This window comes from uncultured Alteromonas sp., from assembly GCF_963976965.1.
Taxonomy (GTDB): domain Bacteria; phylum Pseudomonadota; class Gammaproteobacteria; order Enterobacterales; family Alteromonadaceae; genus Alteromonas; species Alteromonas naphthalenivorans.
Genome location: NZ_CAXBMP010000024.1, coordinates 35110 through 50609 on the forward strand (window position 1 = coordinate 35110; position 15500 = coordinate 50609).

At 43.7% G+C, this 15500-nt stretch carries 13 protein-coding genes; all 13 read left to right on the top strand.

The window, feature by feature from the left end; genetic code table 11:
• Positions 1-2: 2 nt before the first annotated feature.
• Complete coding sequence (locus AAC006_RS16115; RefSeq protein ID WP_126871893.1) at positions 3-965, top strand: DUF58 domain-containing protein; 963 nt, start codon at positions 3-5, stop codon at positions 963-965.
• A complete protein-coding gene (locus AAC006_RS16120) occupies positions 965-1537 on the top strand; it encodes a DUF4381 domain-containing protein (protein WP_126871894.1) in 573 nt (190 codons plus the stop codon). Before AAC006_RS16115 ends, AAC006_RS16120 begins: the two co-directional genes overlap by 1 nt.
• A complete protein-coding gene (locus AAC006_RS16125; protein WP_126871895.1) occupies positions 1530-2564 on the top strand; it encodes a VWA domain-containing protein in 1035 nt (344 codons plus the stop codon). Before AAC006_RS16120 ends, AAC006_RS16125 begins: the two co-directional genes overlap by 8 nt.
• Complete coding sequence (locus tag AAC006_RS16130; RefSeq protein ID WP_126871896.1) at positions 2564-4561, top strand: VWA domain-containing protein; 1998 nt, start codon at positions 2564-2566, stop codon at positions 4559-4561. Before AAC006_RS16125 ends, AAC006_RS16130 begins: the two co-directional genes overlap by 1 nt.
• On the top strand, positions 4562-6343 hold the full coding sequence (locus AAC006_RS16135; protein WP_126871897.1) for a BatD family protein: 1782 nt from the start codon (positions 4562-4564) through the stop codon (positions 6341-6343).
• A gap of 151 nt (positions 6344-6494) precedes the next feature.
• Complete coding sequence (locus AAC006_RS16140; RefSeq protein WP_126871898.1) at positions 6495-8348, top strand: DUF885 domain-containing protein; 1854 nt, start codon at positions 6495-6497, stop codon at positions 8346-8348.
• Positions 8349-8520: 172 nt separating this feature from the next.
• Positions 8521-9078, top strand: coding sequence for a sigma-70 family RNA polymerase sigma factor (locus AAC006_RS16145; protein WP_288389604.1), 558 nt, complete (start codon positions 8521-8523; stop codon positions 9076-9078).
• Complete coding sequence (locus tag AAC006_RS16150; protein WP_288389603.1) at positions 9071-9775, top strand: DUF3379 family protein; 705 nt, start codon at positions 9071-9073, stop codon at positions 9773-9775. The genes AAC006_RS16145 and AAC006_RS16150 overlap by 8 nt, the downstream gene beginning before the upstream one ends.
• Positions 9776-10066: 291 nt before the next feature.
• The gene (locus AAC006_RS16155; protein WP_288389602.1) at positions 10067-10960 is read left to right on the top strand and encodes a hypothetical protein; all 894 of its coding nucleotides are present in this window, start codon (positions 10067-10069) and stop codon (positions 10958-10960) included.
• The gene (locus AAC006_RS16160; RefSeq protein WP_338456179.1) at positions 10957-12039 is read left to right on the top strand and encodes a GGDEF domain-containing protein; all 1083 of its coding nucleotides are present in this window, start codon (positions 10957-10959) and stop codon (positions 12037-12039) included. Before AAC006_RS16155 ends, AAC006_RS16160 begins: the two co-directional genes overlap by 4 nt.
• A gap of 150 nt (positions 12040-12189) precedes the next feature.
• Positions 12190-13698: a sodium/proline symporter PutP gene (gene putP, locus AAC006_RS16165; RefSeq protein ID WP_339891885.1), complete on the top strand. Its 1509-nt coding sequence runs from the start codon at positions 12190-12192 to the stop codon at positions 13696-13698.
• Positions 13699-13984: 286 nt separating this feature from the next.
• Entirely contained in the window at positions 13985-14899 is a 915-nt protein-coding gene (cysD, locus tag AAC006_RS16170; RefSeq protein WP_013784935.1) for a sulfate adenylyltransferase subunit CysD, read from the top strand.
• Positions 14899-15495, top strand: a complete 597-nt coding sequence (cysC, locus tag AAC006_RS16175) for an adenylyl-sulfate kinase (protein ID WP_126871901.1) — start codon at positions 14899-14901, stop codon at positions 15493-15495. Before cysD ends, cysC begins: the two co-directional genes overlap by 1 nt.
• Positions 15496-15500 lie beyond the last annotated feature (5 nt).

Below are 15500 nucleotides of genomic sequence, written 5' to 3' on the forward strand. Positions count from 1 at the left end.
AGATGAGTGATGTTCATTCGCAGTTAGCGTTACTGCAAACCAACGGGGTTAATTTGTCTACTGCTGAACTATTGCGGTATCAGCAGTTGGCAAAATTATTTAGTCTTGCGCCCAAGCGCTCGCCTCAAGCTCGCCTTGCCGGTAGCTATTTGACCAAACATAAAGGTCGAGGCATGGAGTTTGATGAAGCTAGACATTACCAACCAGGTGACGACATTCGAGCAATCGACTGGCGAGTTACCGCCCGTACCGGTAAAACCCACACCAAAATATACCGTGAAGAGCGAGAACGCCCTGTATTTTTGTTTTGCGACTTCTCGCCATCAATGATGTTTGGCACACGATTACTGACTAAATCTATGCAGGTTGCCCACATCTGTTCGTTGATAAGTTGGTCTGCGGCAGCCCATGGCGATAAAGTAGGTGCCTTGTTATTTAACCAAAGCCAGCATAAAGAAGTGAAGCCCCTTGCTCGAAAACGAGCTGTTTTGCACATTTGTCACGAATTGATGGATTTACATGCTACTAGCCATGAGCAGGTAGCGAGTAATGAGGCTGATGTCCAAGCCTTTGCCGATGCGTGTGCTCGACTTCGTCGGTTAGCTCGCCCCGGTAGCCTAGTATACCTACTGTCTGATTTTCAGCATTTAGGCAGTGCAGCACAGCAGCATTTAAGTCAGCTTTCACGTCATTGTGAAGTGAGAGCAATTATTGTCGACGATCCTATTGAGCATACACTGCCTCAAACTCGCTCCATTCAACGGGTAAGCGTTTCCGATGGCATTAACCAACAACGATGGCTATTAGGTGACAGAAAAGAAGAAGATACCTATCAACGTTGGCGTGAACAACAAAACAGTGCAATGGAACAATCGCTTAAACAAGCAAATATTTCTCGTTACCATATTTCTGCGGGACTGCCTCTTGATACCCAAATTCAAGGCATGCAACAGGAGCGCTTTTGATGCAATCAGCCCAAGGTATGTCGCAAACCGATCCTCTTGCACAGCTTAAAGATATACACGTTCCTAACAATGTAGACATCTGGCCTCTGGACTGGGGCTGGTGGTGCTTAATTGCGTTATTTTTAGCAGGCACAATAAGTCTCATTATTTATCTTGTTAAAAAGCGTAAATTCAACAAGCCTCGTCGCGATGCACTAAAACTGCTTGGAAGTATCTCATCTTTAGATGAAAACTGGCCTATGCAAATCAATAGTGTACTAAAACGTACCGCCGTGACCTATTTCAAACCACAAGAAGTAGCAGGGCTTTATGGGAACAGTTGGCATGATTTTCTATTGAATACGCTGCCAGAAAGACGCAAAAATACTATGAGCGACTCACTATCAACGCTGCATTCGCAGCAGTACGCGCCCAAATGTGATAACAAGCATTTTAACGAATGTAGTAAAGCAGCAATTGCGTGGGTGAAACACTTTAACGTCACCTCGCCTTCTAATAATAAGAGATTGCGCGCTTCACAGCAGCCATCATCGTTTGAACAGCAAAAAGGTAAGGAGGCAACCCATGCTTGAGTTCGCATGGTGGTGGGCTTTGTTCCTACTTCCCCTTCCTATACTGGTTCGATATTTAGTGCCCGCGAAACCCCAGCACGTAATGGCTGCCCTACAAGTGCCTGCTTTAAGGCCGGGTATTCAAGACACTCCCTCACCGCTTAAAAGCAGCAAAATCCCGGTGGTTATTGCATCGCTAATTTGGCTCTGCGTGGTAATTGCAGCGGCACGCCCTCAATGGTTGGGAGAGCCCATAAGCATTCCGAGTGAAGGCAGAGAGATGATGTTGGCGGTAGATTTATCCGGCAGTATGAAAATTGATGACATGGAGTTAAATGGCAGGCAAGTGAATCGACTGACCATGACAAAGTCTGTGCTGTACGATTTTATCCAGCGCCGCGTGGGTGACCGTTTAGGCTTAATATTGTTTGCCGATACAGCCTACCTTCAAGCGCCACTCACTTATGACAGAGATACAGTTTCGACTTTACTTAGCGAATCTGTGATTGGTTTGGTGGGAGAGCAAACCGCTATTGGCGATGCTATTGGTTTGGCTGTAAAACGATTTGATGAAAAAGAAGAGTCAAACAATGTACTTATTTTGCTTACCGATGGACAAAACACCGCTGGTTTTATTACTCCTGAGCAAGCAAAAGAGTTGGCGGTAAATAAAAAAGTGAAGGTTTACACCATTGGCGTAGGCGCAGATAAAATGCTTATTCAAAGTTTCTTTGGTAGCCGACAGGTGAACCCCTCGCAGGAGTTAGATGAAGACATGCTTAGTGACCTTGCTACCTCTACAGGCGGGCAATACTTCCGCGCTAGAGATGTAAATGAATTAGAAGCCATTTACGCAAAGTTAGATGCATTAGAACCTATACAGGGTGAAGCACGCAAAATGCGGCCACTTACCGCTCTTTTCTACTTTCCATTGGCGGTAGCCTTAGCTTTATCTACCTTATGGGCATTAGTAATGATTGGAAGTACATTGATTAAATCACTGTCACGCACACCTCTTTCATCAAGCGATAAAAAGGAAAGTGTGTAATGGAAGACTTTATTAACAATGTCCATTTTTTGCGACCCGAGTGGTTTATAGCACTTATTCCCGCGCTTATACTCTATATAGCTCTTAAGCGAAATACGTCGAAAAAGTCGGGCTGGCAGTCGGTTATACCCTCACATTTATACCAGCATATGGTGATAGGGAAATTTACGAAAGGGCAGAAGCCCCCATTCTGGCTGCTTGCATTAGGATGGTTGCTAGCGGTTGTTGCCTTAGCAGGCCCAACATGGGAACGCCTCCCCCAACCGGTTTATCAACTGAAAATGGGCCATGTCATCGTGATGGACATGTCTCTGTCGATGCGTGCTACCGACATTACCCCAGATAGACTTACCCGTGCAAAATACAAAGCCATCGATCTTGTAAATCAAATAGGCGAAGGCGAAATGGGTTTAGTGGCTTATGCGGGAGACGCGTTTGTAGTGAGTCCACTCACTCAAGATGCAGCCAATATCACTACCCTGCTTCCAAGTCTATCGCCTGAAATCATGCCCGTTCCTGGTAGCGACCCTTTGTTAGGTATTGAAACCGCAGCTGAGTTATTAACGAACGCTGGCTACGGTAAAGGTATGATCTACTGGATAACCGATGGCGTTGACTTTCGCCAGCAACAAGAACTACAAGAATACGTGGCCGAATTACCTTTCACCTTAAATGCGCTGGCGGTAGGAACAGATGACGGAGCTCCTATTAGGCAGATAACAGGTGAATTACTTAAAGACAGAAGTGGCGCTATTGTGATCCCTAAACTTAATAGCAGTGCAGTCAATGCCGTTGTAAGAGCTAGCGGCGGTAAATTTAGTGAAATCACCACTAATGATAACGATATTACTTCACTCGCTTCCTTGTCGTTACTTGATAGAGACGGCGAATCTGAGGAAGGTGCGAGTGATACCGAAGGCGACCAATGGCGCGAATTTGGCCCCTATCTATTATTGGGTTTACTTCCCTTAATAGCCCTTGGGTTTCGGCGAGGTTTAGTGTTTGCAGTCATAGCAGCCATCTACATGCCGATGAGCAGTGAATCTGTGATGGCGCAATCTGTCGCCCAAGAACCGCCGTCAGAGAATTCGACGTCCTCGTCAGTGTCGTGGTGGGAAAAACCTTTTTTAAATGCCAATCAAGAAGGGTTAGCAAACTACGCTGATAACGCATTTGATGAAGCCGCCTCTACTTTTGAAGACCCTGCGTGGCAAGGCGCGGCACATTACAAAGCCGGCGACTACGAACAGGCACTTGCCGCTTATCAACAACAAGGCGGTATTGAAGGTTTGTACAACCAAGGCAATGCATTGGCTCGCCTGGGCAAGCTAGATGAGGCCATCGCCAAATATGATGAAGTGCTATCACTAGATGCTAATTATCAAGATGCTGCAGAAAATAAAGCGTTATTGGAACAGTTGAAGCAGCAACAAGAAGAACAAGAACAGCAAAATCAAGAAAATCAGCAATCGAATGAGGGTGACAACCAACAAGATTCTGGCGAAGGTGAAAATCAAGAAGGTAGCGACGATAATAGCCAAGATAGCCAAAGTAATGATGGTTCAAACAGTGAAGACTCATCTGAAGAAAATGGCGAGCAGAACGCGTCTGATAATCAAAATGCTAGTGATGAAAGTGATAGCCAAAATGACCCCCAATCTTCACAAAATGAAGGGGGTGAACAAGATGATAGTCAGAACCAAAATGAGTCGGACGCGCAAGATGGTGCCAACGGTGAAGAAAACGACAAAGAAGACTCAGGCACCCCACAAAATACTGGAAATGAAGAAGGTACAGATGAAACCCAGCAAGAAACCGATGCAGCCATGGCCCAAGCTGGTGAGATGACAGATGCTGAAAAAGAACAACAGCAACGTCTTGAAAATTTAATGCGCAGAGTACCAGATGACCCCGCGTTCTTATTAAAACGAAAAATGCAATTAGAAGCGCAGAAGCGCCAAAGACAACGCATGCCTTCAAATCGGAGTGATTGGTAGATGAAAGCAATTTTATTCACTACAACCCTTTTCTTACTTTTACGCAGCATGGTTGTGCTGGCAGATGTGACTTCGGTTGAAGCCACTATCGATAAAAATCCGGTTATGCTTGATGAGGCTATTCGGTTAACCGTTGTGGCAAATGGCGGCGCAGACCGTGAGTCTTTTGATAGCTCAATATTACTAAAAGACTTCGTTGTTGGTAGAACGTCGGTAAGCAGTCAAACATCTATTGTGAACTTCGACACCAAGAAAACCACTACCTGGACTACCACCTTGTTTCCGCGTAAAGAAGGTACCTTTACCATTCCGGCTATTAACATAGAAGGCAAACAATCTGCGCCTATGTCGGTGAGTGTTATTCCTGTTCAACAGTCTGATAATGTCGCGCGCGATTACTTTGTGACTACCGATATTGATTTAAAAGAAGCCTATTTAAACCAACAGCTTTTCTACACCATAAAACTGCATTTGGCGACGAATATTGAGCGCGGGAGTTTGCAATCACCCACCATGCAAAACGCCGAAATAAAGCAGTTAGGTGATGACAAACAATATACCGACATTGTAAATGGTAGACGTTACCAAATTATCGAACGCCAGTTTGCCATTGTGCCCCAAGCTTCAGGTGAATTTACCATTAGAGGGCCAGTTTTTACTGCAGAAGTGGCTGCCGCTAATACTAATCAGCGTTTTGGATTGTTCAACCGAACTCAGCAAGTTAACCGTGTTGGACCCGATATTACGGTAAATATTAAACCGATCCCCGCGGGTATTGATTACCCCTGGTTGCCATCTGAAATGGCACGGGTTGATGAAGAATGGCCCCAAGGTGATGCCTTTGTAGTCGGCGAGCCGATCACTCGCGTGGTCACGCTTACGGCACTAGGTGTAGTGGAAGAACAGTTACCAGAAATACCAGAGTTTTATCCTCCTCACTTTAAGTTGTATCCAGATCAATCCTCTACTACCACGGTAGAAAAAGACAGTACGCTGATTGCACAACGTAAAAGTTCACTGGCGGTGATCCCAACTCAAGCAGGTAGCTTTGTATTACCGGAAGTCACTATTCCTTGGTTTAATACCTTAACCGAACAGACAGAGTATGCGACTATCCCGGCCCGCACAGTCACCGTTCAGCCAGCCAACGTTCAACCAGATGCTGGTGCAACGTCACCTTCTATGCCTACACAGTCAGGTTTCGATAATCAATCGGCTAGTAACGCAACCTCAATGCCAGCTAATCAAGCTGGCCAAACTGAAAGTGATAGCGGGCTAAATAGTGAATCACAAAATTCAGTAGCCAATAATGGCGAAGCGCAAACTCCCCATTACTTAACTTGGCTATTTGCAGCCCTCTGGGTGATCACGGCTATCGCTTGGATAGCGACTTATCTAATGCAAAGAAAGCAAAAGCCAGATTATACGGCCACTTCCGCTAATACTTTTTCAGCAGCGAATTCAGGTGATGAAGCGGCGGCATTTAAGTCGTTAATGGCGTCAGTAAAAGCGAGTAATACATCGGCAATTGCACCAGCATTGCAAACCTGGTTGAAGTGTTTATATCCTAATCAAAGAGGGTTTATAAATCCATCCGACCACGGTGCAACTAGTGAGATTCAGCCTCATTTAAATGCATTGCAGCAAACGCGGTTTAGTCAGTCGAAAGGCGATTGGAAACCAGAATCGATGCAAAGTGCGATTAAAAACGCCAGAGATACTTGGTTAAAAAACAAGAAGTCTGGTAAAAATACCTTAACTAATTTGTACCCCTCTACCTAGATACTGCGCAAAGGAAAGGCGCTTTACTTGGACTGCTAGGCACGAGTGGCTTATCAATAAGCATTAACTCGTGCTAGGGGTACGAATTTAAAGAGAAAGCTAAAAAATAGACGGTAGCAATACTACCGCGACCACCTAACCAGGAGAACTCATGAAAGCACCACTGTTATCGTTATCCCCCATTGCTATTGCAATGCTTGGGCTAATGGCTTGTTCACCCGCATCAGAAACGAGCCAAACCGCCAAGCAACCGGCCCCAGCAATAGAAACTGAAACTCAAACTGACTCCGCACGGGTTAATGCTTTTTTTGAGCGTACTTTCGAAGAAGACCTTAAAAGCTCGCCTATGTTTCAAAGCTATTTAGGCATTAAGTGGGACTACGACAAGTGGAATGATGTTTCTGAGGAGCAAAAAGAAAAGAACATTGCTAAGGCCAAAAACCGCCTTGAAACTATTGAAAGTTTCGATACGACTAAGCTGAACGAGCAAGAAAAATTAAGCCTTCGTTTGTATAAATTAGGTATTGAAAGAGATTTAGCTAACGACGAGTTTCGTCATCATAGCTATGTCGTACACCAATTTCGTGCCGCGCATACTCAAGTCCCTAGTTTCCTTATCAATATACACAGCGTAAAAAGCAAAGAAGACGCCCAAGCTTATATAAGCCGTTTAGACAATGTGAGCGAGTATTTCAAACAAGTCATTAGTCAGATGAAGCTACGTGAGCAAGCTGGCGTATTTCCCCCTGCTTGGGCTTATGATCAGATGATTGCTGCATCACAGAACGTGGTGACAGGCGCCCCTTTTGATACCAGCGATACGCCTTCCACTATTTGGGAAGACTTTAATGCCAAGGTTGATAACCTTGAGCTTGATGATGTAGAGAAAACAACCTTGTTGGGTGAAGCAAAAGCTGCGCTAGTTACTTCTGTTATGCCGGCTTACAAAGACTTTATTCAAGAATTAGAACATCAAAAAACCATTACCCCTGAAGGTGATGGTGTATGGCGCTTGCCTGATGGCGATAAATGGTATCAGAACCGCTTAAACTGGTTTACTACCACTGATTTAACCGCCGATGAAGTGCATCAGATAGGCCTTGAGAATGTTGAGCGTATTCATACAGCTATGCGCGATATTATGAAAAAGGTGGAATTTGAAGGCACGTTGCAAGAGTTCTTCGTATTTATGCGTGAAGATGAACAATTTTATCTTCCTGCCACTGAGGCCGGACGTCAGCAATATTTAGATGACGCAACGAAAGCCATTGACGATATGCGCGAAGCACTACCAGATTACTTTGGCATTCTTCCTAAAGCCCCTATGGTGGTTAAACGTGTTGAAGCGTTCCGTGAGCAATCAGCCGGTAAGGCGTTTTACCAAAGCCCTGCGCAAGATGGCAGCCGCCCAGGCACTTATTACGCAAACCTTTACGACATGAGCGCAATGCCAACCTATCAACTAGAAGCATTGGCGTACCATGAAGGTATTCCAGGTCACCATATGCAACGCGCAATAGCACAAGAGCTTGAGGGTGTGCCTCAGTTCCAAAAATTCTTAAGCTTTACAGCCTACACCGAAGGTTGGGGGCTTTATTCCGAAGAGCTTGCTAAAGATATGGGCTTCTACCAAGACCCTTACTCTGACTTTGGCCGCCTTGCGATGGAATTATGGCGTGCATGCCGACTGGTTGTTGATACCGGTATTCATGCTAAAAAGTGGAGTCGCGAAGAAGCGGTAACTTACTTAGTTGAAAATACGCCTAACCCACAATACGATGCACAAAAAGCGATTGAGCGCTATATCGCCATGCCGGGTCAAGCAACAGCCTACATGATTGGTAAGCTCAAAATCATGGAGCTTAGAGAAAAAGCAATGACTGAGCTAGGTGATAATTTCGACTGGGCCGGTTTCCATGATGAAGTACTTAAACATGGCCCTGTTCCGCTTTCAATTTTAGAAGAAAATATCAACAATTGGATAGCCAGTAAAAAAGTTAGCTAGTTGTGTATTTCAAAATTAAACGGGTTCTAACATTAGACGCGTTTGTTATTAAATCCGCTTTCTACGCAATTTAATAACCTCTAGCAATGAAACTTAAAGCAGCCTTAAGGATAACCTTCCGGCTGCTTTTTTGTGTCATAATTAACAAAATTAAAAAAATGTGGGATTTTTTATGTTTGCACGAAATAGATCTGGAAGCAGTCAGGTCTTATCCAACATGAAAGCAAAACACAAACGATACGAAGCGCTCGTCAATGCGTTTCACGCAGATATATTTCGCTATGCATACTGGCTGGTTAAAGACCGCTCGGTTGCGGAAGATATTGTGCAAGAAACCTTTTTAAGAGCATGGCGCTCACTCGACTCACTCAACGATGAAAAAGCGGCCAAGTCATGGTTAATTACCATACTGCGCCGTGAAAATGCTCGTCGTTTCGAACGTAAGCAATTCGATACTGTCGATATTGATGATGTGTCGGTGCATGATGAAACCCAAGATGCAGAAGTCGATGTACAAGACAGAGAACTGCATCGTCTATTAGGCGGGTTAAGCGACGAATACCGAGAGCCCCTTGTATTACAACTTATATTTGGGTTTAGCGGTGATGAAATATCACAGCAACTGAATTTAAATAAAAATACTGTAATGACACGATTATTTCGAGCAAGAAACCAATTGAGAGAGGCGTTAGAAAGGCAAAATGAACAGAGAGGTCAGGCAAATGGATGAATTAGAATTTAGGCGTCGAATTTACGCCGATCCAGAAACCACTGACAGTGATGTTATCGCCGCAGCGAAAGCTGATGAAAGCAAGCGCAAGTTCTGGAACGAACAAAAGCAATTCGATAAGCAGTTAAAACAAGCTGTAAAAGTAGATGTGTCTGAAGATTTAAAGCACAAACTTATTTGGCAGCAATCGGCGAACGAATTTGCAATCTACCAGAAGCGAAGTCGCTGGTATGTGGCTATGGCCGCAAGTATTGCCTTTACGGTGGGAATAGGCTTTACCATGTGGTATCACCAACCTGTAAGTATTGGGGGGCAAGCTCTCGCGCACATGCAATACGCAGAGACTGAGCGAGCACATACGTTATTACCTGTAGATTTAGAGCAAGTTAATGCAAAATTAGCCAGCTTTGGTGGCACCTTCACAGACATGATTGGTGATGTTGAAGTGGTAAACTACTGTCACTTGAGCACAGTGAGAAGTTTGCACCTTATTGTTGATACCCCACAAGGCAAGATGTCAGTGTTTATCGTACCCGAGCGAGGTGATGTAAGAGTACCGGCTGAGTTTGAAGACAAGCAATACCATGGCGAAAGCATAAAAATGCAGCATGCAAATATTATGGTAGTGGGTAATAAAGGCGCCGATTTAACTGAAATGAAAAAGGCCGTTGCCGACAGAATTCACTTTTCTGCTTAGCGTATGCTATACCAAAACAGCGGTGTCAGCTTATTTTAAATAGCGTTACACCACGATTTAGATTTACAATTTATAATCGGCCCTCGCGGCCGATTTTTTATACTAATGTATAAGATAAAATAGCGTTGCTATCGAGTAGGAATATTTAAACACTGCATAGTTTACTTTATACTATCGTCTAATAAAAATAACATCTGGTTTCGTTTTCGCTGTCTTGGTTTCACTCTTGCGGTAATAAGAAAACGCGTATTCCCCTATGAATAAATGCTTTAGCTGTGCTGTTCCCCCCTTTTGTTACTATTTTTTCAGAAAGCCCTTACCTATCTTTTTGCGTTACTAATTACCCTTACGTCAGTGAATGCGGTTGCTAACAACGTATTAAGCGAAGAAGAAAAATTTCGTCAATTAGGCAACCTCGTTAACACCATCATGTACATGTGGAATAGCCCTTCTGGTTTGAGTGACGATGAGATTACAAAATTAATCTTAGCTAGCGAAATTCAGCAGGATTCATCAGAGATTGGCAAGGTAATCAAAACTGTTCTTTATCACTTAGATGGTTCTTTATCGACATCGGATTCAAAAATCCCCCTAGATTTGGCTGAGGAAGCATCGCCAGCTGATTGGGCGTACCTTAAGAATATTAATGTAAGCCGGTATATTGCTTTAAAAGCGGTCTTTATTATGTATAAAACTGCGAATGCTCATTTAGATACTGGTGAACGTCTAGAGTACAGTATTCCCCTACTCTATTCGCTTAAACAAGAAGCCTTAAAAACTTCGGATCATCACGCAGCCGCCATAGCGAGTATTTGGCTTGCTATGGAATACTCGGAAATAAATCAAATGAAAGCGGTTGTGGAAATCGAATATGCACTACCTTTCTTAAAACATATTGACTTAGAGAACGGCCTAGAGACTTCACTTAATAAAAGAATGGCGCACTCATGGCTCGCCGATGCCTATACCACCCTTAATGACTACAGTCGCGCTGTCACTCATCAGCAATTTGTCATAGAAGATAGCAAGGAACACGACATTGCTACGTCATATGTCTATGTTGGAGTAATCAATAGTCTAAACCACTTACAGCGATTCGATGATGCTTTCACATTGGTGGATGAGGCTGAACAAGTTTCTATAAAAAACAAAGTGCTCCACAAACTCTATTCAGTTTATGGTTGAAAGTAAGTGTTTTTTTACACCGAGATGAGCCGAACGATCGAGAGCAAATAATAGCGTTAACTGAGAATTTGTCTCACTTTGAAGGCATTGCTCTTCCAACCAATATGAACCTATTACCCGTACTTTCCGCACTCAAGACAACTTATTTAGCACTTGAAGGCAGTGACGCTGAATTTAAAAAGGCGATGGACACGTTAACTTCGGATTTTAACTCACAAGCCAAGCACTCTTCTTACAGCACATCTATTTTGTTGAGTAAGCATGCTCATCTTAGCGACCTATATAGATTAAGAGGTGATTTTAAGAATGCTCTTCTCCACCAACATGAATACGATTTTATTAGAAGCCAACCAAATGGATCATATGCCCAATTGGATGAGTTAAACATCGATTCACCGTTGCAACGAGACATCACCATTAACAAGTTGCAAGAAATGGCACGACTAAAAGACAAACAAACCTTAAAGTTAAAAGCGGAGCGATTCCAAGCCCTCACTTTTGCGTTAGCTGCCCTGATGTCGACGTTTTTACTTTTCTGGTTTTGGCGTGAACAGCGTTCGCGTGCTCAAGCCAGTGAAATTGACGAGCTAACAGGCGCCCTTTTTCGACGTGCTATGTTCAAAGAAATCGCAAAACCTATGTCCAACAAAATTGCATCCTGTTTAGTGCTCATCGACCTAGACCACTTTAAGCAGGTCAATGACAGATATGGTCATGTGGTTGGGGATGAAGTACTAACAAAATTTGGGCAAGTTGTTCGCCAGCGTATTAGAAAGACAGATAAGTTCTGCCGCTATGGCGGTGAAGAGTTTTTGTTATATTTGCACGATACAACAGAAGAAAACGCGAATGCCTTGCTTGAAGACATAAAAAAATCGTTAGAGAGCAATAAGAATTGGTCAGCAACTGACTCTACATTTAGTGCTAGCTTTTCTGCCGGCGTCATTCAGGTAAAAGGCGAACGTAATATCAATAAGATTATTAAGGCGTGCGACAACTTACTCTATCGCGCCAAAAGTACCGGCAGAGGTAAGATAGAAACCATGTCGTTCCCCGCTTATTTGAATGAAAACATATAAAATCAACGTCCATTTCGGCCTTGATAGGTTTCTACATTTAGAAAACTTTATTGGGGTTTGCACGTATCCAACATATGCAAGGTTAATGACTTACGTAGAGAGTCTTTGCTATTGATGGTAGCATTGCATGAAAAAACATAGGGAATATATATGGCTACGGGTACGATCATTTCATTGGGGCTCTATTTTGCTGTCATGCTGGGTATTGGCCTTTTCGCTTACCGCCAAACAGATACAAATGTAGAAGGCTACATGCTAGGCGGCCGGCAACTCGGTCCCGCCGTCACAGCCCTATCAGCAGGCGCATCGGATATGAGCGGATGGATGCTCATGGGTCTTCCCGGTGCAATGTACATTTCAGGTCTCTCTGCCGCGTGGATTGCCGTTGGCTTAGTATTAGGCGCATTGGCCAATTACATTTTAGTTGCACCTCGTCTAAGGGTTTATACCGAAGTTGCGAATAACTCTATTACTCTTCCAGATTACTTTGAAAACAGATTTGCTGACAACTCTCGATTACTTCGTGTTATTGCCTCGGTTGTTATTGTTATTTTCTTTACCCTTTATACCTCTTCAGGGGTAGTCGCAGGTGGAAAGCTATTTGAGACCTCATTCGGTCTTTCCTACGAAACCGGTTTGTATGTTACCGCAGGCGTAGTGGTTGCTTACACACTGGTAGGTGGCTTTATGGCAGTCAGTATGACTGACTTCGTGCAAGGCTGTATTATGTTTATATCACTAATACTTGTGCCAGCAGTGGTCATCACTGAATTAGGTGGTATAGGCGCTTCTATTGATGCACTTGATACTATTAACCCTGCCCTATTCAATGCTTTTATGGATGCATCTACCAATGAGGCTATCTCGGTAATCGGTATCATATCTTTGATGTCTTGGGGTGTTGGTTATTTCGGACAGCCACATATTATTGTACGTTTTATGGCAATTCGCTCTGTAGAAGATATTCCAACGGCACGAAGAATTGGCATGAGTTGGATGATAGTTTCTATTATTGGCGCGCTAATGACAGGCTTGTTTGGCCTAGCCTATGTGACGGGCAATGGGAACAATATTGACCCTGAAACTGTCTTTATTTACTTATCTCAAATCCTCTTCCACCCACTAATTGGTGGCTTCTTGCTAGCAGCTATTCTCGCTGCCATCATGAGTACTATTTCATCTCAGCTGTTAGTAACATCAAGTTCATTAACTAACGATTTTTACCAGACTTTTGTTCGACGTGATGCGTCTGATAAGGAATTGGTCATTGCCGGTCGCGTTAGCGTGGTGGCGGTCGCCCTTGTTGCAATCTTCTTAGCTTACGACAGAGACAGCAGTATTCTTGATTTAGTGAGTAATGCGTGGGCTGGTTTCGGTGCGGCATTTGGTCCACTGGTATTATTCAGCTTGTTCAAGCGTGAAATGACCCGTCGTGCTGCCCTTGGCGGCATGATTGTGGGTGCGGTTACCGTATTATTATGGATTTACCTACCGGTAACTATTAACGGAGAATCGTTAGGAAGCTGGATGTACGAAATTGTGCCTGGGTTCATCCTATCTAGTCTGACCATTATAATATTGAGCAAATCAGGTACGCCTCGAGAAGGGGTGCTTGAAACCTTCGATGCGTTTCAAAAGAAACTTGAATCACATAGATAGTCGATAGGAAATTATATAAAGCCCCGTTTTACGGGGCTTTTTTGTAGGTTTCACCCGTTAACAATTGCACTATTTTCTGACAATTAGAGTATGTAACACCGGCGACCTTTGACTGAAAATTCGGCGCTTATGCCAAAATTGTATGACAGTTTTATTTCTTGGAATAAGGCAGCTATTTTAAATAGCTAAATCGCATACTACATTAGTAAATAAATGTGTTATTGTTCTATGCATAAAAATAACTCGTATATAACTTAATCTTATATAACATAAATCGGACTCGAAAATGACTGCAAGTATCCCGTCTGTTACGCATCTGAAACAACTCGAAGCCGAGAGTATTCAAATTTTCCGTGAAGTTGCTGCGGAATTTGATAATCCGGTAATGCTTTATTCTGTTGGAAAAGACTCTTCGGTGTTGTTGCATTTAGCGCGCAAAGCTTTTGCCCCTGGTAAAATTCCATTTCCATTGCTTCACGTAGACACTACGTGGAAATTCCAGGAAATGATTGAGTTTCGTGACCAGCAAGCCAAGAAACATGGTTTCGATTTGCTAGTACACATTAATGAAGAAGGTGTTGAACAAGGCGTAGGCCCGTTCTCACATGGTTCAGCAAAGCACACTGATATCATGAAAACTGCTGCACTTAAGCAAGCATTAAACAAATATAAGTTTGATGCTGCCTTTGGTGGTGCACGTCGTGACGAAGAGAAATCTCGTGCGAAAGAGCGTGTTTACTCATTTCGTGATAGCAACCACCGTTGGGATCCTAAAAACCAACGTCCTGAGCTTTGGAACATCTACAACTCTCAAGTTAACCCAGGTGAAAGCATTCGTGTATTCCCTATGTCTAACTGGACTGAGCTTGATATCTGGCAGTACATTTACCTAGAAAACATCGACATTCCTCAGCTTTACTTATCGAAGCCTCGCCCTGTTGTAGAGCGTGATGGTGTATTGATTATGGTTGATGACGAACGTATGCCAATGAACGAAGGCGAAACGCCTGAAATGCGTTCAGTACGTTTCCGTACGCTAGGTTGCTACCCACTAACGGGTGCTGTTGAATCTACTGCGGCTACCTTGCCAGAAGTTATTCAAGAAATGCTACTGACTAAAACCTCTGAGCGTCAAGGCCGCGTGATCGATCACGATAGCTCTGGCTCTATGGAGAAGAAGAAAATGGAAGGGTATTTCTAATGGCCACCGACAACGTTGTTTGGCACAAGCATGAGGTGAATAAAACCACCCGCGCTGCAAAGCTGAATCAATCGCCTCGCCTGTTCTGGCTTACCGGCCTAAGTGGTTCTGGTAAGTCAACTCTGGCCAACTTGCTTGAGAAGAAGCTTCACGAGCAAGCTAAGCACACTTACCTATTAGATGGTGACAATGTGCGTCATGGCTTATGTGGCGACTTGGGCTTTAGCGATAAAGACCGTGTAGAAAACATTCGCAGAATCAGTGAAGTAGCAAAACTATTTGTCGATTCTGGCACGCTGGTATTAACAGCGTTCATCTCTCCTTTTAAAGCGGATCGCGACTATTGCCGTGGTCTTTTAGAAGACGGTGAGTTCGTTGAAGTGTTTATCGACACACCTATCGAAGTGTGTGAAAAGCGCGACCCGAAAGGGCTTTATAAAAAAGCGCGTAGCGGTGAGATTAAAGATTTCACTGGTATCGACTCTGCTTATGAAGCACCGGAAAAGCCTGAGATACATTTAACGTATCAAGATGAACCTGCAGAGCAAACTGCTGAACGCTTATATGCGTTACTGCAAGAAAAAGGACTTGTGTAATGGCC

Coding starts and splice junctions, on each gene's coding strand:
- AAC006_RS16115 (WP_126871893.1), top strand. CDS start 3: ATGAGTGATGTTCATTCGCAGTTAGCGTTACTGCAAACCAACGGGGTT.
- AAC006_RS16120 (WP_126871894.1), top strand. CDS start 965: ATGCAATCAGCCCAAGGTATGTCGCAAACCGATCCTCTTGCACAGCTT.
- AAC006_RS16125 (WP_126871895.1), top strand. CDS start 1,530: ATGCTTGAGTTCGCATGGTGGTGGGCTTTGTTCCTACTTCCCCTTCCT.
- AAC006_RS16130 (WP_126871896.1), top strand. CDS start 2,564: ATGGAAGACTTTATTAACAATGTCCATTTTTTGCGACCCGAGTGGTTT.
- AAC006_RS16135 (WP_126871897.1), top strand. CDS start 4,562: ATGAAAGCAATTTTATTCACTACAACCCTTTTCTTACTTTTACGCAGC.
- AAC006_RS16140 (WP_126871898.1), top strand. CDS start 6,495: ATGAAAGCACCACTGTTATCGTTATCCCCCATTGCTATTGCAATGCTT.
- AAC006_RS16145 (WP_288389604.1), top strand. CDS start 8,521: ATGTTTGCACGAAATAGATCTGGAAGCAGTCAGGTCTTATCCAACATG.
- AAC006_RS16150 (WP_288389603.1), top strand. CDS start 9,071: ATGGATGAATTAGAATTTAGGCGTCGAATTTACGCCGATCCAGAAACC.
- putP (WP_339891885.1), top strand. CDS start 12,190: ATGGCTACGGGTACGATCATTTCATTGGGGCTCTATTTTGCTGTCATG.
- cysD (WP_013784935.1), top strand. CDS start 13,985: ATGACTGCAAGTATCCCGTCTGTTACGCATCTGAAACAACTCGAAGCC.
- cysC (WP_126871901.1), top strand. CDS start 14,899: ATGGCCACCGACAACGTTGTTTGGCACAAGCATGAGGTGAATAAAACC.